Source organism: Roseofilum sp. KMC-1 (assembly GCF_057802075.1).
The window spans coordinates 3581880-3601397 of the sequence record NZ_CM173605.1; the positions used below are offsets into that span (position 1 = coordinate 3581880).

Below are 19518 nucleotides of genomic sequence, written 5' to 3' on the forward strand. Positions count from 1 at the left end.
ATCGATCCCCTGTTCGTTGAAAACTCTAATTTTCTTCTTGGCGTAACTTTTCTAACTCAGAGCGTAAAGTGGCCAGTTGTTCCGTCAACTCTTCAATTTCCGCTTGAGGATCTGAATCCGTGAATGTTTCTGGTTCTTGACTGAAGTCAGCAGACTCAGAATCGGCATCAGAATCGGGTGGATTAGTTTTTTCCTTCATCAAATTATCAACAAAATTTCGCGCCTCCTCTTCCGTAATTTTGCCCTTTTCTGACCATTCTTGAGTCAGTTCAGCTAAATTTTCGGTGAGTTTGCGCCAGCTTTCTTGGCGTTTCTGCTCATCTTGCAGAACTTCAGCAAAAGAAGCGGTTGCTCCTAGGGTGACATGAAAGCTTTTTTGTAACAGTTGCACTAAGGTTTCAGAATTCATATTCTTGTTTTAGGCTTGAGGATATGGGCGATATTTGTGCCCTGATTCTACTGTAATCTTCAAGAATATGTCTGAGCGACCAATTTATCTTGACTGTCATGCCACTACACCAGTGGATGAACGGGTTTTAGCAGCGATGCTACCCTATTTCACGGAGCGCTTTGGTAATCCTGCTAGTATTACCCATGCCTATGGTTGGGAAGCGGAAGCGGCCGTTAGCCACAGTCGGGAAGTTTTAGCCCAAGCCATTGGTGCTACTCCAGAAGAGATGATCTTCACCAGTGGAGCCACTGAAGCCAACAATCTAGCCATCAAGGGTGTAGCCGAGGCTTACTTTAACAAAGGTCGCCATCTAATTACTGTTACTACAGAACATAATGCCGTTTTAGATCCCTGTGAGTATTTAAAATCTTTAGGCTTTGAAATCACCTATTTGGGAGTTGATGCTCAAGGGTTAATCGATTTAGAAGAGCTAAAAGCAGCCATTCGGGAGGATACCATCTTAGTTTCTGTGATGGCGGCCAATAATGAGATTGGGGTGATTCAACCTCTAGCCAAAATCGGCCAAATTTGCCGCGATCGCCAAGTGCTTTTTCACACCGATGCAGCCCAAGCTCTCGGTAAAATTCCCCTCAATGTCCAGGATATGAACATCGACTTAATGTCCCTGACTGCCCATAAACTGTATGGCCCCAAAGGGATTGGAGCCTTATACGTTAGAAGACGCAACCCCAGAGTCAAATTAGCTTCTCAGATCCACGGAGGCGGCCATGAACGAGGACTGCGATCGGGAACTCTTTATACACCTCAAATCGTAGGTTTTGCGGAAGCTGTGCGTTTAGGCAGGGCAGAACAAGATAGGGAAGCCAAACGCCTAACCCAACTGAGAGAAGCACTTTGGCGCGCCCTAAGTTCCCTAGACGGCATTCACCTCAATGGCCATCCCACCCAAAGATTACCCGGTAACCTCAATATCAGTGTAGAAGGGGTAGACGGCTCCGCCCTACTGTTAGGATTGCAACCTATGGTTGCCCTATCCTCCGGTTCCGCTTGTACCTCCACCAAAATTGCTCCCTCCCATGTTCTCTTAGCCTTAGGCCGAGCCGAAAAACTCGCCTATGCTTCCGTAAGATTCGGTATCGGCCGATTCAATACCCAAGCAGAAATCGAGCAAGTCGCCCAATACTTCATCTCCACCGTCACAGCCTTACGCAAAGCGAAATAACATTGATAGATAGGTAGATAAGTAGGGTGGGAACTGCCCACCCTACTCAGTGTCATCCTACCATTAGCCCTCTCAAACCTAACTAACCATGAGTTTCATCAACAATACCACCGCTCAATGGACAGTAAATAGCCCTTTGGGAAATAATAACCACTATCTCAACAATAACTTTTCAACTGCGGGAAACCCCCTAGCAGGAACCATTGATGGCGGGCCGGTGGAATATCAGGCATCCAATGGCATAGTAGTCCACAATTATAACAATGGTCTAGATGGAGCGAAAAGCGCCCTAGAATTGGGCAGCTATATCTTCTTTACCGGAGATGATGCCCAAGGGATTCGCCGTATCGATAATGACTGGTCGAGCAATCTCACCGGGTATCAAGCCACAACAGAGAAAACCGAGTCTATTACCACTGATGGCACATTTATCTATGGGAATGATGATGTTAATCGCGACCAAATCATCAAATGGTCGGTAACCCATAATCCGACTAACTTTAGCCTAACGCAGCAATGGGCGGAAGATGTGGGGACTGGGGGACGGTTTCGTGGGGTTAGCTATTTTGACCATGGCAGTGGTAGCGATTATATTTACGCCAGTGATGGGGGAGCGAGTGGAGCCAGCGATAAAATTTGGGCGTTTGATGCGGATACGGGGAGCGCAACGGCGGTTAAGTTTGGAGGTACAGATATTACTGTACCGGGTACAGACTTAGTGTATCAGGCGATCGCCCACAAATACAATGGTCGCACCACCTTAATTGCCCTCACCACCCATGAACTCCATGTTTGGGACATGGATACCCCAACCACAGTCACTTCAGCAACTCCGACAGAAACCTACACCCTAGGTGCAGGAACTACCCAACTCCTCAATAATAGTGCTAGTGCATTAAGCGGCAACTTCTATGGTGCAGGAGCCAAAAATAACCAACTTTTTCTACTACATGGCTCCCAACTCTCTGCCTATCAACTCGGATTCCCTCTGATTATCTCCGAAATCATGTACGACCCCAACAGTGCAGAACATGACTGGGAATGGATAGAAGTCTATAACTCCGGCAGCAGCACCGTCGATTTATCCGGCTACGTCCTCGATGATAATAATGGTGTGGCTCATGCTGCCGCTAACATTGCTAGTGGCACTATCGCTGCTGGAGGAAGCGCCATCCTTTTCAACGACGATGACCTCAATGCCTCGGACTTTGAAGCCGCCTGGGGAAATGGCATCAACCTCATTGGAGTTACCGGTTGGGGTAATCTACCACTCAACAACATTGGTGATAAGGTTAGTTTGTGGAGCAGCTTTGCCAGCTACATTGGTGACCATACCACTCATGCTAACGCCATTGAAACCGTTGACTATGGTAGCGCAGGCTTTCCCGACCCTGTAGGCGCATCCATTTATCTTACTGACCTCACTGCCAATAATACCGTCGGCTCCAACTGGGCAACCAGCACCACGGGCGGCTCCACTCCGACAGGTATAGGCTATCTCAGCGCTAATGCTGGTGGAAACAGTGGCAATGATATCGGTTCCCCTGGTGGCACAGTCTCTGCTGTAAACCTCTCCTCTGGAACACTCGCTGCTGCCAGCGTCGCATCAGGCACAACCAACCATCCCCTCTATCAACTCAACTTAGCCGTTACCACCGCCAACGCCCAGTTAACCGGCGCAACCTTCACCACTGGTGGCACTTATGTTGCCAGCGATATTGTCCCCAACAGCTTTGAACTCTTCTACTCCACAGACACCACCTTCGACGCGGGAGACACCTCCCTGGGTACTCAAGCCGTTGTTCCCTCCGGTAGCACCCTCGCCTTTACTGGGCTTTCCCAAACCATCAACAGTGGCAACACCGGTACACTCTTCCTCGTCGCCGACATCGCCACGGGAGCCACTGCGGGCAACACTATCAATATCGCTACACCCAACCTGAGCAACATCACCTTCACCTTTGCCAGGAAAACCGGAATCCTAACTGCTTCCGGAGCGCAAACCTTCGACAGCCTCCCCACAGTCACCTCCATTACCTCCAGCACCACCGACGGCATATTCGGAGTCGGAGGCACTATCAATGTTACCGTCAACTTCTCCGAAAACGTCACCCTCGCTGGTGGCAACCTTACCCTAAATCTCGACAGTGGCGGCACAGTCAGTATTGCTCCCTTTACCAACGCCAACAGTGTATCAGCCACCTACACCGTAGGTGCAGGACAAAACAGCACTGACTTAAACGTAACCAGCTTAACCCTCGCTGGTGGCGCAACCCTGAAAGATGTTACCAACAATACCGTTACCCTCACTATTCCTGCGGGGCAGTCCCTCGCCGATAATAAAGCTCTAGTCATCGACACCACAGCGCCTGCCGCTCCAGGGACTCCCGACATGAGCGCTGCTTCTGACACCGGAAGTTCAAACACCGACAACATCACCAGCAACACCACCCCCACCTTCACCGGCACTGCTGAAGCCAACAGCACTGTTACTCTTACCAGCAGTATTAATGGCACAGTGGGAACAACTACCGCCGATGGTGCAGGAAATTGGAGCATCACTGCCAGTAGCTTAACAGAAGGCAATCACAATATCACGGCTACAGCTACAGATACTGCTGGTAATACCAGCACTGCCTCAACTGCTCTTGGCATCACCATCGACACCACTGCACCTACCGTAACGGTTGAGCAAGGGGCGGCACAAGCTGACCCAACTAGCAATTCACCCATCAGCTATACTGCTACTTTCAGCGAAGTTGTAGCTGATTTTGTCTCAGGAGAGGTTAATCTCGCTGGTACAGCAGGAGCAACTACCGATGCAGTGACAGGTAGCGGCACAACTTATAATATTGCCGTTAGCGGGATGACGGCTTCGGGAACCGTCATCGCTAGTCTTGCCGCAGGAGTTGCCACCGATATTGCCGGAAATACCAGCAGTGCCAGCACCAGCACCGATAATACCGTTACCTTTAATAATGACCCGACACCACCGACGTTAACCAGCATTACTCGCCAGACTCCTAGCACTACCCCAACCAATGCCGATACTTTGGTTTTCCGCGCCACGTTTAATGAAGATGTACAGAATGTCGATGCCACCGACTTTTCCATAACGGGAACAACGGCGACGATTACCGGAGTTAATGCCGTGAGTGGCTCAGTTTACGATATCACGGTGTCGGGAGGGGATTTAGCCAATCTTAATGGAACCGTAGGTTTAGATGTTGCAGCAGGACAAAATATTACCGACTTGTCCGTAAATGCTCTACCCACGGCAGAACCGGCAACGGATGAAGTCTACACCATTGATAATACGGCTCCAAGTGCGCCAACAACCAGTGGCATCACCACAGATACGGGGACGAGCAGTAGCGATGGGGTGACGAGGGACAATACCTTGGTGTTTACTGGAACCGCAGAAGCTCATAGCAAGATAGAGGTATTGATTAATGGTGGTTCTATCGGCACAACGACAGCCGATGGTTCTGGTAGCTGGAGTTTTGACTATACGGGAACGACTCTAGCTGATGGCAATTATAACCTGACTGCTGTGGCAACCGATAGCGCTGGGAATGGGGGTTCAGCCTCCAGTGCTTTGGCGATAAGGATTGATACGACTGCACCGACGATTACGGTTAATGCTCTGTCTACATTCGATACAACTCCGGCTCTAACGGGAACGGTGGATGATAATGGTGCTGCGATTCAGGTTACGGTTAATGGCAATAGTTACACGGGAACGAATAATGGGAATGGCACTTGGACGCTGAGTGATAATACCATAAGTCCGGCTCTGAGTGCGGGCACTTATGAGGTGGCTGTCACCGCGACGGATAGTGCGGGGAATGGGGGAAATGATAGCAGTAGTCATGAATTGGTTGTTGCTACTCCAGAAATCCAATTTGCTGAAGCGAGTTACGCTGCCAGTGAAGGGGATGGTACAACGAATCTGATTACGCTTACCCGAAATACGACGGTTGGCACTTCTAAGGTAGAGGTGAGTATTACGGGGGGAACGGCAACGGAAGGCGCAGATTATACTGATAGTGGTTTTCCGTTGATGGTTACGTTTAATGAGGGGGACAATAGTAAAACGGTTGCGGTTCCGATTCTTGATGATACGGTTGATGAACCGGGTACAGATGAGACAATATTGTTTGAGCTGACTGCTCAGAGTAACGCCATTATTGGCACTCAAAGCAGCACAAGTCTGAATATTGTTGATAATGATGCTCAACCGATTTTATCGATTAATGATGTAACGGTAAATGAAAGTGCAGGAACTCTAACGTTTACCGTTTCTCTTGATGGAATTAGCACCGAAGAAGTTACCGTTGATTATGCCACAGCAGATGGTACAGCTATAGCCGGAAATGATTACACGAGCGCTAAGGGTAGCTTAAGGTTTGCAGCCGGAGAAACGAGTCAAGAAATCACTATTGATATCTCTGACGACAGCTTAGAGGAAAAGGATGAAACGTTTACGGTTGAGCTAACGAATGGGAGTAATGGGAGTATTCGCGATGCTCAAGGGGTGGGGACGATTACGGATAATGATGTGGCGGTTGTGCCGTCTCCGTCTCCATCCCCATCTCCGGTAATGCCTCCGTCTCCTGTGGTTCCTCCGTCTTCATCTAACCCGCAAGTGCCGGTGGTTCCTCCTTCTAATTCTCCGGTTTCTTTAAGCTGTTCGTTCTTGAATGCTCCTCCGGTTTTTTCGACGCTGAATCTGACAGAAATGACGCGGGAAGGAACGAGTTTTGCGGATGTTTTGTTCGGAAATAATCAGGGTGAAATGTTCTTAGCTAGAGAGGCTGAGGATTGGGTGATTGCCCTGCAAGGTGATGATAATATTTATGGGGAAAGTGGGGATGATTGGTTAATTGGGAATCAAGGTAAGGATTGGATTGATGGGGGTTTGGGGAATGATTGGATTCATGGGGGACAAGATAATGATGGGGTGCGCGGAGGTGAGGGAAATGATGTGTTATTTGGCGATAGGGGAAATGATGTTGTAGAGGGTAATGATGGGGATGATTTGATATTGGGTAATCAAGGAACAGATTATATTGATGGTGGTTTAGGGGATGATTTTGTTCATGGTGGACAGGATAATGATGGGTTGCTGGGGAATGAGGGGAATGATACGTTGTTGGGAGATTTGGGTGATGATTGCATTCAAGGTAATTTAGGTGACGATTCGCTCCTGGGAAATGCTGGAGATGATAAGTTGTGGGGAGGTCAAGGGAATGATATCTTGTGGGGGGGAGTGGGGAATGATATCTTTGTGTTGGCGATGGGGGAAGGTGTGGACTGGATTATGGATTTTGGAGTGGGCGATCGCCTCGGCTTATCCAATGGTTTAAGCTATAGTCAGCTCACTCTATCCCAAAATGGTCAAAACACTATCATTTCAACCAATAACCAAGTTTTAGCCATCCTGGAAAATGTAATGATTAACACTCTACAAGAGAACTACTTTGTCAGTGTGGCTTAGGTTCTTACAGCAGTTTTCGCTGCTATGGGGTACATTTTGATCCCCCTAAATCCCCCTTAAAAAGGGGGACTTTCTGATTCCCCCCCTTTTTAAGGGGGGTTGGGGGGATCTTTTTCGGCTGTACCTCATTACCGCGTAAAGTGCTGTAATTTTTAATTTTTAATTTTTAATTTTTAATTGATTAGTCTTGTTGACTGGTGAATTCACGAGCGCCAACTAGGGAAAGGGCGATCGCCATAATCAGCAACGCTGGGATACAATACCAGGGAAACTGAGCCATATTATAAGCCGCAGATCGCAAGCCCAAGGTAGTATAGGTTAACGGCAATAAATAGACAATCCCTTTGAGTATACTGGGAAGGGTAGAGGGATCAAAAAATGTACCCCCTAAGAATGACATGGGAATAATCAGAAAATTATTATAAAGTCCCACGGTTTCTAACGATTTCACCTGCAAACCGACTAACACCCCTAAGCCGGCAAAAACAGCACAATTGAGGATAATCAAGAGTAAAAATAACGGATTCAAGAAACTCCAAGCCTTGCCTGTAAACAAGACAGCAACTAAAATTACTGAACCCGAAGTCATTAAGCCGCGCACCACTCCCGCCAGCATTTTCCCCAAATATAAGGCTAAGGGGTGAACGGGCATAAGCAACATTTCCTCAAAGTTTTTCGTATACAGACGTTCCCCACAAATGGAAAATACGGTTCCGGCAAAACTAATGGTCATCGAAGAAAGGGCGACCATTCCCGGTAAAATAAACTCTAAATAGGTATCGCCTACTGGGGGAGTCATTGCCCTATCGAGGGTTGAACCGAGTCCGAAACCAAAGGCGAGAATATAGATGAGGGGAGAGACTAAGCCAGAAGCCGCGACGGGTACAAGTCTGACCCGCAAATCGAGCCATTCTCCCCATAAAATGGTCATACTATCTGCCCAGAGAGTAGACAGTTGGTAGAGTGAGGGATAACGACGATATAGAGGTTTGAGAAAAGCCACGGCGAGTTAGGGAACAGTCAAAGTTAACAAATTTTAATATATCACTTTAGTGTAGATTGTCGGTTAATGGGGGAAAAAATAACAGATTGGGTAGCGCTTTGAGCCATTTTAGCTATCGTTAAAAAGCGTATCTGTAGGGGCGAACAGCCGTTTCGTTTCGCGACATGAACGCCCCTACAATTACAGCATTGAGTGCTGTAATGAAGTACATTGGAAAGATCCCCCCTAGCCCCCCTTAAGAAGGGGGGAATAAGAAAGTCCCCCTTTTTAAGGGGGATTTAGGGGGATCGCAATGTCCCACATAACAGCGAAAACTGCTGTATGTCTCACTGTTAACCGAATTGACTATAGTATCGATAAACTGCTTAAGTGATACAACTTAAGCCATCGGCTTTTTTGCTAAAGCGGGCATTTTCTCGATAGTCTACAGGACAGTCAATAATGGCAGGAACATCTTGTTCTAGGGCTTCTTTGAGGATGGGGAGTAAGTCTTCTGATGACTCGACTCGATATCCTTTTACTCCCATGCTTTCAGCAAATTTAACGAAGTCGGGGTTGGTAAATTTAATGAAGGCAGATTCCCCATATTGGTCTTCTTGCTTCCATTCGATTAAGCCGTAACCGCCATCGTTAAAGATGATGGTGACAAAGGGCGTTCCTACTCGCAGAGCGGTTTCGAGTTCCTGACAGTTCATCATGAAGCCGCCATCACCGGTGACAGCAACGATTTTGCGATCGGGATACACCAATTTAGCGGCGATCGCCCCTGGAATGGCAATGCCCATGGCAGCAAACCCGTTAGAAATAATACAGGTGTTGGGGCGATCGCAATGATAATGGCGAGCCATCCACATTTTATGAGCGCCCACATCGGAAATCGCAATATCATCCGGTCCCATCACTTGCCGCAAATCATAGATAATTTTTTGCGGTTTTACCGGGAACCCTGGATCGTTAGCATATTGTTCGTAATCTTCGCGAATATCTGAGCGCAATTGCTGAATATAGGGATCGGCTTTTTCCGATCGCTCACAGCGCCGCAAAATTTCCAACAGCGAATCAGAAATATCGCCCACCACTTCCACTTGAGGAATATAGCTGCTATCAACTTCGGCGGGGTTTGCACCAATATGAATGATGGGAATTTTGTTATCAGGATTCCATTTTTTCGGGGAATATTCAATCAAATCATAGCCAATGGCAATCACTAAATCCGTGCGATCGAAGGCACAACTAATAAAATCCCGTTGTTTTAATCCGGTTGTCCACAGAGACAAGGGATGATCGTAAGGAATTACGCCTTTACCCATAAAAGTATTAGCCACAGGAATATTCAAATGGGTAGCAAATTCTGTTAAGGCTTCACTGGCATTAGCTCGAATGGCTCCATTCCCTACTAAAATCACCGGAAATTTGGCTTTAGAAATCACTAAAGCCGCTTCATTAAGACTATGATAAGCGGCAAAAAATTTATCTTTTTTATCCCGTTGCAAGGGGTCACCTTCTACGGGCATAGCGGCAATATTTTCGGGTAAATCAATATGAACTGCACCGGGTTTTTCGGTTTGGGCAATTTTGAAAGCCCGGCGGACAATTTCCCTAGTATTGCTCGGACGTACAATTTGGGTATTCCATTTGGTAACCGCACTAAACATGGAAACCAAATCGAGATATTGATGGGATTCAATATGCATCCGGTCTGTACCCACTTGGCCGGTAATGGCGACTAGGGGAGCGCCATCGAGGTTGGCATCGGCAACCCCAGTCATGAGGTTGGTGGCTCCGGGGCCGAGGGTGGATAAACACACCCCGGCTTTACCGGTAAGACGACCATAAACATCGGCCATGAAGGCTGCACCTTGTTCGTGGCGGGTGGTAACAAATTGGATGGAGGAGTGGGTGAGTGCTTTTAGCACTGCCATGTTTTCTTCTCCAGGGAGTCCAAAGATATATTCAACGCCTTCATTTTCTAAACAACGAACCAGTAATTCTGCGGTATTCATGGGAAAGGGGATAGGGGGATAGGGGGATAGGGGGATGGGGGGATGGGGGAATGGGGGAATGGGGGAATGGGGGAATGGGGGGATGGGGGAATGGGGGAATGGGGGAATGGGGGAATGGGGGATAGGGGGATAGGGGGATAGGGGGGATGGGGGAATGGGGGAATGGGGGAATGGGGCGATCGCCTATTACCCATTACCTATTACCTATTACCCATTACCTATTACCTATTACCTATTACCCATTACTCATTACCCATTACTCAATTATTTGATCCAAACCGTTTTGAGGTTGACAAATTCGCGGATGCCTTCGACGCTCAGTTCTCGGCCGTAGCCCGATCGCTTGATGCCACCGAAGGGAAGACGGGGGTCAGATTTGACCATGCCATTGATAAAAACGGCTCCTGCTTCTAGGTCACGAATTAGGCGATCGCGCTCTTGCTCGTTGCTTGTCCAAGCACTAGCCCCTAGTCCTAAAGAGGTCGAATTAGCTACGGCAATGGCTTCATCGATGTCTTTGACCCGGAATAGCAAGGCTACAGGGCCGAAAAATTCTTCGGTATCGGCGGGAGTTCCGGGGGGAATGTTGGCTAAAATGGTGGGCGGGTAGTAGTTTCCGGGGCGATCGCCTAAAGGTTTGCCACCAATAAGCACTTCTGCACCCTGACTAACACAGGCTTGTACCAGTTCATCAACTTCTTTAAGGATACTGGGAGTGGCTAGGGGGCCGATGTCGTTGTCCTCGTCCATGGGGTCGCCAATACTGAGTTGATGGTATTTTTCTACCAGGGCATTTTGGAAGCGATCGGCGATCGCCTCCACCACAATAAACCGTTTTGCGGCAATGCAGGACTGGCCGTTATTTTGCAGTCTCGCCGTTACCGCAGCAGCCACCGCAGCATCGAGATCGGCGCTCTCCAGCACAATAAAGGGGTCGGTTCCACCCAGTTCGAGAACCGTTTTCTTAATGTGTTTGCCCGCAATAGAGGCTAAACTAGCGCCTGCGGGTTCCGATCCGGTTAAAGTAGCCGCTTTTACCCGGTCATCCGCGACAATTTGGGCTACCTTATCTGCACCCACGAGCAGGGTTTGGAAGGCTCCAGGGGGGAAACCGCCTTGGGTAAAAATTTCTTCCAGGGCGATCGCACATTGGGGCACATTAGAGGCATGTTTAAGCAGTCCCACATTACCCGCCATTAGTGCTGGAGCAGCGAAGCGGAAGACTTGCCAGAAGGGGAAATTCCAAGGCATCACTGCCAGAATCGCCCCCAAGGGATCGTAGGTGACAAAGCTTTCACTAGCATCGGTTTCGGTATAAGTTGGACTGAGGAAGCTTTCAGCATTATCGGCATAGTAGCGACAAACTAAAGCACATTTTTTCACTTCGGCGATCGCTTGTTTAATGGGTTTCCCCATTTCTAAGGTAATAATTTTACCAAATTTCTCCGCCCCTGCTTCCACAATATCTGCCGTTTGCTTTAACCAAGTGGCTCTTTGGTCAAAGGAAGTCTGACGATAGTCTAAAAAGGCTTGTTGTGCTAAAGCTAATTTCTTCTCTAGTTCAGCATCTGTGAGTGCCGAAAACGTTTTACAAGTTTCTCCGGTTGCTGGGTTAACAGTAGCAATGCCCATGCCGTTTCTTCCTCAAATGTATCATGCGATAAAAAAGCCTTTTGCCTGATTGGAGACTTGTCTTTCCGGCAAAAGACTTTTACAGATTGTCTTTATTTAAATTTTAGATACAATGGAGAATTCACAGATTGAAACTCTACAATTTGTATCACTTAGGGATTGTAGTCACTCCATTTAATGTTAAGAAATATGTCTGATAGTCCTTAATCTGTGGATCGATACTCAGGGATTCGTGACAAGTCCCCGCAGTTCAGGCACTTGTGCGGCAATTTCCTGACCAATTTCCAAAGAAGCCGTTGCCGCAGGAGAAGGTGCATTACAAATATGCATTTTCCGCTTATCCTGGAGAATCAAAAAATCATCCACTAGAGCGCCATCCGGTTTCAACGCTTGAGCGCGAACCCCCGCATGGGTGGGAATCACATCTTCTGCTTGCACTTCGGGAATTAATTGTTGCAGACTATGGACAAAAGCCGCCTTACTAAAGGAGCGGATAATCTCTTTAATCCCTTCTTTCCCATGTTTAGCCGCCAGTTTCCACAGTCCAGGATAACTGAGCATTTCGGCCACATCCGCCAGATCCACATCTGTTTTTCGGTAGCCTTCCCGTTTCAAACTTAACACTGCATTGGGCCCCGCATGGACAGAGCCATCGATCATGCGGGTAAAGTGAACGCCTAAAAAGGGGAATTCTGGGTTGGGAACCGGATAAATGAGGTTTTTGACCAAATACCGTTTTTCCGGCTTTAATTCGTAATATTCACCGCGAAAGGGAATGATTTTGGCTTGGGGCTGCACCCCACTCATTTCGGTGAGGCGATCGCTAAATAATCCCCCACAGTTAATCACAAATTTAGCTTCAATCTCCCCTTGGGAAGTTTCTAAAATAATAGTTTCCACCCTCTCGCGCCAGTTTTCCACCTTAGTATTCAGGCGAATCTCGCCCCCAGATTGGGTAATTAACTGGGCATATTTTTCACAGACTTGGCGATAGTCAACAATGCCGGTAGTTTTGACCCGAATTCCCGCTAAACAGCTTACATGAGGCTCAATTTCCTGCACTTCTTCAGCCGTTATTTTCGCCACATCTAACCCATTTTCTAACCCGCGCTGATAGAGTTTTTCCAATTCGGGCTGTTGCTCTTCTGCCGTGGCGACAATCACTTTACCACACACATCATGGGGAATATCATGCTGTTGGCAAAACTCAACCATAGATTTTGCTCCAGCACGACTCAATCGCGCTTTCAAGCTTCCGGGTTTATAATAAATCCCGGAATGAATCACACCACTATTATTTCCCGTTTGATGGCAGGCTAATTGAGGCTCTTTTTCTAACACGGCTATTTGGGCATTGGCAAAACGATTTTGCAGTGCTAGAGCTGTAGCTAAACCCACTATTCCTCCGCCAATCACGGTAAAATCATGCATCATGGATCTCCTCTATGATGTTGTTATCGGGAAAAAAACCGGGTTTCTACCCAAGTTTAAGAGACCAACACAAAGATTAGCCAGAAACCCGGTTTCTAGTCAACTCCTTAGAAATCATACAATTGCCGATATTTCTGCTCAATATAATCCACAAACGGAGTAATGGTCAGATCGCTACCGGTGACTTTTTGCATTAACTCTAGGGGGGTATAGACACTGCCAAATTGATAAATATGCTCGATCAACCACTGATGCAAGGGGGCAAAATCACCTTGGGCAATGTTGTCTTTGATGTGGGGAAGATCCTGAAGAGCCGCTTGATAAATTTGGGCGCTCATGATGTTGCCTAATGTGTAGCATTGGAACATGGCTCCAAGGGTGGAGGTATACCAATGAACATCCTGAAGCACACCCTGGCGATCGCTCTCTGGACAGACTCCGAGATCGGACTGATAGCGAGCATTCCAAGCTTCGGGCAGATCTCGCACTTCTAAGGAGCCTTCGAGTAATTCTAACTCCAGGTCAAAGCGAATCATCACATGGAGATTATAGGTCACTTCATCGGCATCCGTGCGAATGAGCGATCGCTCCACCCGGTTAATGGCTCGGTAAAATTGATCTAAAGCAACATCTTTGAGTTGCTCCGGGAAAATCCCCTGTAATTGGGGATAAAAATACTGCCAAAATTCTGGCGATCGCCCCACCAAATTTTCCCACAGCCGCGACTGACTCTCATGGACTCCCGCCGATGTCCCTTCTGCTAAAGGCGTACCTTCTAAACTCGGATCTAATCCCTGCTCATAGAAAGCATGACCCATTTCATGGATTGTACTAAACAGAGCCTCCGTGAGATTATTTTCTCGAACACGAGTCGTAATTCGCACATCACCAATGGAAAAACTGGTGGTAAACGGATGCAAGCTTTCATCCTGACGACCGCGACGAAAATCATACCCCACTTGCCGCAACAGATTCAGGGTAAATTGCAACTGTTTTTGGCGGTCGAACCCTTGCTGTAAACAGGAAACATCCGGTTGGGGACAAGAAGATATAGCCTCGACCAACGGTACTAACTTCTGGCGCAACTGGGCAAACAACGGTCGCAAAGTTGCCGTCGTCATCCCATAATCCACCTCTTCAATTAATGGATCGGCAATATGGTCATACCCAGAAAAAAAACCAGCATACTCGCGAGTAAAATCCAGGGTTTTTTCTAACTCCGGTTGCACCAGAGCAAAATTGTCCTCTTCCTTCGCTTTCGCCCAAGCTTCATAACAGCGACTGCGATGGGCCGAAAACTGGGCCACAAAATCCCCAGGCACTTGAATGGCTCTCTGATAATTCCGACGAGTGATGCGAATTAAACTCGCTTCTGGGGAATGATAATCCCCGTTTTTTTGCCCAGTTTCTAAATCCGCCAACAACTGTCCCAACCGAGGATCAACCAGCTTTTGATGGGCCATTTGCCGCAATAGGGCCATTTGTCTTCCCCTCGCCCCGGCCCCACCAGAGGGCATATACGTCGCTTGATCCCAAGAGAGGACAGAAACAGCCGCATTAATATCGTAGATCTCAGTGACCCGCGCTTTCAGTTCTTCTAATTGAGGGGTTGTGGAATTCAGGGTTGCTATCATGGTTCACAAAGAATGGAGTGAATGAGTTTGGATTCAGCTATGGGGAAGAGTTACTCAAAGCTTCCCAATAATCATGATGACACCCTGGATAATGTTGTGCTGTTCACTCAAGTCTTGACTCAAGAATGAGTTGAGTTTAGCACTCTGGCGAGAGTTTTTGAGTTTAGATAGGTTATCTTATCCCATCTTTGCTTCGATTCTACACAGACCACTCCCCCGACTCCCCCTTTACAAAGAATGGGTCGTTTGCGAGCGATCGATCCAATTGACCGTGCGTAACCAATGCCACACTCCCGTCGGTCTGCGAGTGATAATTCCCTGACTTTGTTCATGGGCCACCTCTTCCAGTTCCCCTGCTTCAAACTGGTATCCCAACTGGTGTACCATCTGAATAAATGCCTGGGGGTCAGCCGCTTCTTCCAAAGAAGTCCGTAAATCATGATCTTGATTCACATCTTTTAAAAACCGCATCACTTCTTCCTGTGACATAACAAGCATCTCCTCCTGATTGCATAGATCGAGTAGCTACTCTTGTACAGCTTACTGAGAATAATTTTACTGCATTCATCCAATGCCAGAACTGAAACTTTTCCAACTACTGCCAATCCCTTGGAGATTGGTGGGTATCATAACCACCCGTCCTCATTAACCGATCCAACTCACCCGGATCGGCAGAACTCTTTTGGGCTTCCTCAATCGTAATTCGGCCGTCTAAAATCAGTTTATACAGAGATTGATTCATGACACACATGCCATCCATCTGACCCGCTTGCATTAATTGGAAGGCTTGCTCTTCAGCCCCTTTTAATAAGTAATCTTGCATAGCGGGAGTATTCACCAAGATTTCATGGGCCGCTGTTCTGCGACCATCCGTAGTCGGCAGTAATAATTGGGCGACGACACCCACCAGAGAATCGGCGACTTGAATACGAACCGCGTGCTGTTCCTCTGCATTATAGAGGTTTAACAGCCGGTTAATGGCATTAATCGCATTCCGAGTATGGAGAGTTCCTAGCACTAAATGACCCGTTTGAGCTGCTTGCAGAGCCGTACTGATTGTAACGCGATCGCGCATTTCTCCAATTAAAATCACATCCGGGTCTTCCCGCAAAACGGCCCGCAAAGCCTGGTGAAAATCATGGGTATGTAAACCCACTTCCCGTTGACTGAGCAGACACTTATAGGACGGATACACATATTCAATCGGGTCTTCAATGGTGACAATATGCTTATGTTCAGTCTTATTAAGAAAATCAATCATGGCCGCCAATGTCGTTGATTTTCCTGACCCCGTTGGCCCCGTGATTAAAATTAGACCTTGTTGACTACAAATGAGATCCTGTAGCACTTCGGGTAAACCCAATTGCTCGATGGTGGGAATCTCCAAACTAATCAACCGCAACACCATTGCTCCCCCAGTCAGAGACTCAAAACAATTGACCCGACAGCGCACCAATCCTTCATAAAATACGGCGGTATCTAATTCTTTATCTTGGGCAAATTTTTGCCGTTGTTCCGGGGTGAGAATATCTGCTAGATATTGTTCAAATAGTTCTGGAGTTACGGCGTTTTGTTCTTTTAATTTCATCATCTTGCCCCGGACTCGAAATCGAGTCACCTGCCCCACTCGAATATGAATATCAGAGGCTTTATTGCTGTGGGCGTGCTGCACAATTTTCTTGATTAAATTTCCCGGTTGAAAGGGTTGAGAAATCTGTCCGTGACTAGGGGGGGGCAAGGGTTTTTTAGTTAAATTTTGACCGCGATCGGTATCAGAAACAGTCATGTTAGGATTCTCCTCTCTTTGGCTTTAACTAGGATCGATTTTAATATTCTGGCACATAAATCATCCGGTTGTCCTTGGGGGAAGCCATGTTAGAGGTATACTTTTTTCTCTAGGAAACTGAGGAGCGCGATCGCACTCTCGATAGTTTTTTCTGGCAGAACTATATTTTGTAAAGACTCTCATCACCGCTCTTTGGTAAAATGGAGTTTTTTCTATCCCCCTTCGCACTTAGCCTAATTTAGCATCAAAACCCACTCTTAAATGAAGATTCCACCCATTCCTAGCCATGAAACTGAGCGCTTGCAGGCCCTAGAGAAGTACGAAATCTTAGACACTGCCGCAGAAGAAGCTTTTGACGATCTTACCCAACTGGCTGCATATATTTGTGAAACTCCCATTGCTCTCGTGAGTTTGGTCGATCAAAATCGGCAGTGGTTTAAATCAAAAGTAGGCGTAGATGCCACAGAAACGCCCAGAGAGATGGCATTTTGTGCCCATGCTATTAACCAACCCGATCGACTTTTAGTGGTTCCCAATACTCTAGAGGATGAGCGGTTTGCGACCAATCCCTTAGTCACCTCAGAACCCAATATTCGCTTTTATGCGGGCACTCCTCTAGTCACCCCCGATGGATATGCTATCGGCACACTTTGTACCATAGATCGAGTTCCTCGCCATCTGAGTGACGAACAATTGAAGGCCTTGAAAGCGTTAGGGCGACAGGTCATCTCTCAGATGGAATTGAGGTTAAAATTAAGGCATCTTCAACAGACCCAAGCTCAATTAATCCAGAGTGCTAAAATGTCAGCTTTGGGACAGTTGGTTGCGGGGGTTGCCCATGAGATTAATAATCCAACGGCATTTATTCAGGGAAATCTCCATCATTTGGGAGAGTATTCACAAGAATTACTGTCCTTAGTTCAAGCTTACCAAAACCACTATCCGCATCCACCGAAAACTTTACAAAATTTACTGGAAAATATCGATTTAGAGTTTTTGAGTCAAGATCTTCAACAACTCCTTAAATCGGCTCAAGTGGGCATCGATCGCATTCAAACCATTGTTAACTCCCTGCGTAAATTTTCCCGCTTGGATGAATCAGATTATAAAAAAGTCGATCTACAGGAAGCAATTGAGCATAATTTATTACTATTGGGACATCGACTCACCAATGATGGCGATCGCCCCCAGATTACCGTTATCCGTGAATATAGTAACCTTCCCCCCATCTCCTGCTATCCTCGACAACTGAACCAGGCGATCATGCATATCCTCAATAATGCGATCGATGCTTTAGAAGAACATGCAGTGCCAAACAAAACCTTAAAGATTGCCACATTATCCCTTCAAGAGCGAGGAGTGAGGCTTGCCATCACCGATAATGGCATCGGGATATCAGAAGCCATACAAGAGCAAATTTTTCAGCCCTTTTTCACCACGAAGTTAGGTAAAAACCATAATGGTCTCGGTCTCTATATCAGCTATCAAATTATTACCGAACAACATCAAGGTAAACTCTATTGTCACTCTAACCTCCATCAGGGAACAGAATTGATCGTCGAATTACCCATTACCTAGGGTAAAGCGCAGTTCTCAGAAAGCAGATTTTTCATCCCTCTTACCGCTCCCGCGCCAACCGAGCATGAGCTTGCACAAACTCCCCCGCAGACAACGCCCCAATAATTGACAACTCCCCCGCCAACGCCAACCCCGCGCACAGTTCAGCAAACGCCCTTGCCTTACCCGCACCCGCTAACCCCAAAATCTGCAAACAAGCCTGCTGACTCGGTAACCCCGTACCTCCCCCTACCGTACCCACAATCAAATTCGGCAACGTTACCGCCCCATATAAATCTCCCTCTGGCGTTAACTCAAACCGCGTCACCCCCACCGCAGACTCAGCCACACAAGCCGCATCCTGACCGCAAGCAATATACAACGCCGCCAACCCATTGGCATAATGACCTTGAATGCCTATCGTCCCGCTCATCGTTCCCCCCAAAGCCGACATCCGCCAATAGTTCACCATTTGTTCTGGAGTCGTATGCAACCGTTGGGCAACCCAGTTAGCGGGTACGGTTACTTCTGCGGTCACTTTTTTTCCTCGCACTCCAGAAAACGATTGGGCGCTGGCCTTCTTATCCCCCGATAGATTCGCCTCAATAAACCAATATTGCGGAGTTACAGGACTCTGACGGAGCATGTACTGACATATCGCATCCGTCGCTAAAGTCACCATATTTTGACCCGCCGCATCCCCAGTCGTAAACTGAAAATCCAGATAAACATGGTTGCCCTCTACTGTAATCCGGGTATCAATTAACTTTCCGTAGCGCGTCGTCTTTTCTGCTTCTTGCTTAAAAGTTTCCTGTTGCCCCACCACCCAAGCCAAAAATAAACCCACCTCTTGCAAATTGCGAAAGGCAAACCCAGGAGTGCGATTTACAGCTTCATTGAGCAATAAAACTTGACATCCTCCGACTTCTGAAATCAGTTGACATCCCCGCGAATAGGAGGCAACTAGGGCCGCTTCAGTCGTCGCTAAAGGCACATAATAATCCTCTTGGGCAAACAGTCCATTCACCCGTAGGGGGCCAGCAATACCGACGGGTAGTTTCACTGTACCGATAAAGTTTTCAATATTATACTGATAGGCTGGCAATTGAGAGAGGGTTTGCCCATCTAACAAATTCGCTTGGGTTTCTGGGGAAGTATCCAGTTGCTTCCAATGCTGTTCCACTCGCTGACGACTGAGACGAAACGCGCCACGAAACTTGCGCGGTAAAGGTTTAGGGTTAGGTTGGAGTTTCTCTGAGAGTTCCGTAAGAGGGTTCTCATCTAGGAGTTCTCGGATATATTCGTTGGCTTGACGATGGGAGGTAGACATAATGGGCT

At 47.4% G+C, this 19518-nt stretch carries 12 protein-coding genes; 3 read left to right on the forward strand and 9 right to left on the reverse strand.

All coding sequences use genetic code 11. The features are described from left to right. Nucleotides 1-25 precede the first annotated feature (25 nt). On the reverse strand, nucleotides 26-409 hold the full coding sequence (locus AC3FZD_RS16490) for a hypothetical protein (protein WP_488737074.1): 384 nt from the start codon (nucleotides 407-409) through the stop codon (nucleotides 26-28). Between the two features lie 67 nt (nucleotides 410-476). Here AC3FZD_RS16490 and AC3FZD_RS16495 point away from each other — a divergent pair, with 67 nt between their 5' ends. After that, entirely contained in the window at nucleotides 477-1634 is a 1158-nt protein-coding gene (locus AC3FZD_RS16495; RefSeq protein ID WP_488737075.1) for a cysteine desulfurase family protein, read from the forward strand. Nucleotides 1635-1722: 88 nt separating this feature from the next. Then, complete coding sequence (locus AC3FZD_RS16500) at nucleotides 1723-7134, forward strand: beta strand repeat-containing protein (RefSeq protein ID WP_488737076.1); 5412 nt, start codon at nucleotides 1723-1725, stop codon at nucleotides 7132-7134. Nucleotides 7135-7315: 181 nt separating this feature from the next. Here AC3FZD_RS16500 and AC3FZD_RS16505 read toward each other — a convergent pair whose 3' ends face one another. The 7 genes from AC3FZD_RS16505 to AC3FZD_RS16535 form a co-directional block, all read right to left on the reverse strand. Then, nucleotides 7316-8065: an ABC transporter permease gene (locus AC3FZD_RS16505; RefSeq protein ID WP_488737077.1), complete on the reverse strand. Its 750-nt coding sequence runs from the start codon at nucleotides 8063-8065 to the stop codon at nucleotides 7316-7318. A gap of 437 nt (nucleotides 8066-8502) precedes the next feature. Then, nucleotides 8503-10140 carry an acetolactate synthase large subunit gene (locus AC3FZD_RS16510; RefSeq protein ID WP_488737078.1) on the reverse strand — a complete coding sequence of 546 codons (1638 nt, stop codon included), beginning with the start codon at nucleotides 10138-10140 and terminating at the stop codon, nucleotides 8503-8505. 264 nt (nucleotides 10141-10404) lie between these two features. Continuing rightward, the gene (locus tag AC3FZD_RS16515; RefSeq protein ID WP_488737079.1) at nucleotides 10405-11772 is read right to left on the reverse strand and encodes an NAD-dependent succinate-semialdehyde dehydrogenase; all 1368 of its coding nucleotides are present in this window, start codon (nucleotides 11770-11772) and stop codon (nucleotides 10405-10407) included. 222 nt (nucleotides 11773-11994) lie between these two features. Beyond that, nucleotides 11995-13203, reverse strand: a complete 1209-nt coding sequence (gene lhgO / locus AC3FZD_RS16520) for an L-2-hydroxyglutarate oxidase (RefSeq protein ID WP_488740365.1) — start codon at nucleotides 13201-13203, stop codon at nucleotides 11995-11997. Between the two features lie 107 nt (nucleotides 13204-13310). After that, a complete protein-coding gene (locus tag AC3FZD_RS16525; protein WP_488740366.1) occupies nucleotides 13311-14834 on the reverse strand; it encodes a carboxypeptidase M32 in 1524 nt (507 codons plus the stop codon). A gap of 231 nt (nucleotides 14835-15065) precedes the next feature. Further along, nucleotides 15066-15326, reverse strand: a complete 261-nt coding sequence (locus AC3FZD_RS16530; protein WP_488737080.1) for a Nif11-like leader peptide family natural product precursor — start codon at nucleotides 15324-15326, stop codon at nucleotides 15066-15068. Between the two features lie 106 nt (nucleotides 15327-15432). Next, nucleotides 15433-16623, reverse strand: a complete 1191-nt coding sequence (locus AC3FZD_RS16535) for a type IV pilus twitching motility protein PilT (protein WP_488737081.1) — start codon at nucleotides 16621-16623, stop codon at nucleotides 15433-15435. Between the two features lie 261 nt (nucleotides 16624-16884). On the opposite strand from AC3FZD_RS16535, the gene AC3FZD_RS16540 reads away from it, so the two are divergent. After that, on the forward strand, nucleotides 16885-18201 hold the full coding sequence (locus AC3FZD_RS16540; protein WP_488737082.1) for a sensor histidine kinase: 1317 nt from the start codon (nucleotides 16885-16887) through the stop codon (nucleotides 18199-18201). A gap of 40 nt (nucleotides 18202-18241) precedes the next feature. On the opposite strand, the gene AC3FZD_RS16545 is transcribed toward AC3FZD_RS16540, so the two are convergent. After that, on the reverse strand, nucleotides 18242-19510 hold the full coding sequence (locus tag AC3FZD_RS16545; RefSeq protein WP_488737083.1) for a hydroxymethylglutaryl-CoA reductase: 1269 nt from the start codon (nucleotides 19508-19510) through the stop codon (nucleotides 18242-18244). Nucleotides 19511-19518: the final 8 nt, after the last annotated feature.

What these genes read in the sequence shown, in the direction of transcription:
- AC3FZD_RS16490 (WP_488737074.1), bottom strand. Translation starts at nt 409, where the DNA reads ATGAATTCTGAAACCTTAGTGCAACTGTTACAAAAAAGCTTTCATGTC.
- AC3FZD_RS16495 (WP_488737075.1), top strand. Translation starts at nt 477, where the DNA reads ATGTCTGAGCGACCAATTTATCTTGACTGTCATGCCACTACACCAGTG.
- AC3FZD_RS16500 (WP_488737076.1), top strand. Translation starts at nt 1,723, where the DNA reads ATGAGTTTCATCAACAATACCACCGCTCAATGGACAGTAAATAGCCCT.
- AC3FZD_RS16505 (WP_488737077.1), bottom strand. Translation starts at nt 8,065, where the DNA reads ATGACCATTTTATGGGGAGAATGGCTCGATTTGCGGGTCAGACTTGTA.
- AC3FZD_RS16510 (WP_488737078.1), bottom strand. Translation starts at nt 10,140, where the DNA reads ATGAATACCGCAGAATTACTGGTTCGTTGTTTAGAAAATGAAGGCGTT.
- AC3FZD_RS16515 (WP_488737079.1), bottom strand. Translation starts at nt 11,772, where the DNA reads ATGGGCATTGCTACTGTTAACCCAGCAACCGGAGAAACTTGTAAAACG.
- lhgO (WP_488740365.1), bottom strand. Translation starts at nt 13,203, where the DNA reads ATGCATGATTTTACCGTGATTGGCGGAGGAATAGTGGGTTTAGCTACA.
- AC3FZD_RS16530 (WP_488737080.1), bottom strand. Translation starts at nt 15,326, where the DNA reads ATGTCACAGGAAGAAGTGATGCGGTTTTTAAAAGATGTGAATCAAGAT.
- AC3FZD_RS16535 (WP_488737081.1), bottom strand. Translation starts at nt 16,623, where the DNA reads ATGACTGTTTCTGATACCGATCGCGGTCAAAATTTAACTAAAAAACCC.
- AC3FZD_RS16540 (WP_488737082.1), top strand. Translation starts at nt 16,885, where the DNA reads ATGAAGATTCCACCCATTCCTAGCCATGAAACTGAGCGCTTGCAGGCC.
- AC3FZD_RS16545 (WP_488737083.1), bottom strand. Translation starts at nt 19,510, where the DNA reads ATGTCTACCTCCCATCGTCAAGCCAACGAATATATCCGAGAACTCCTA.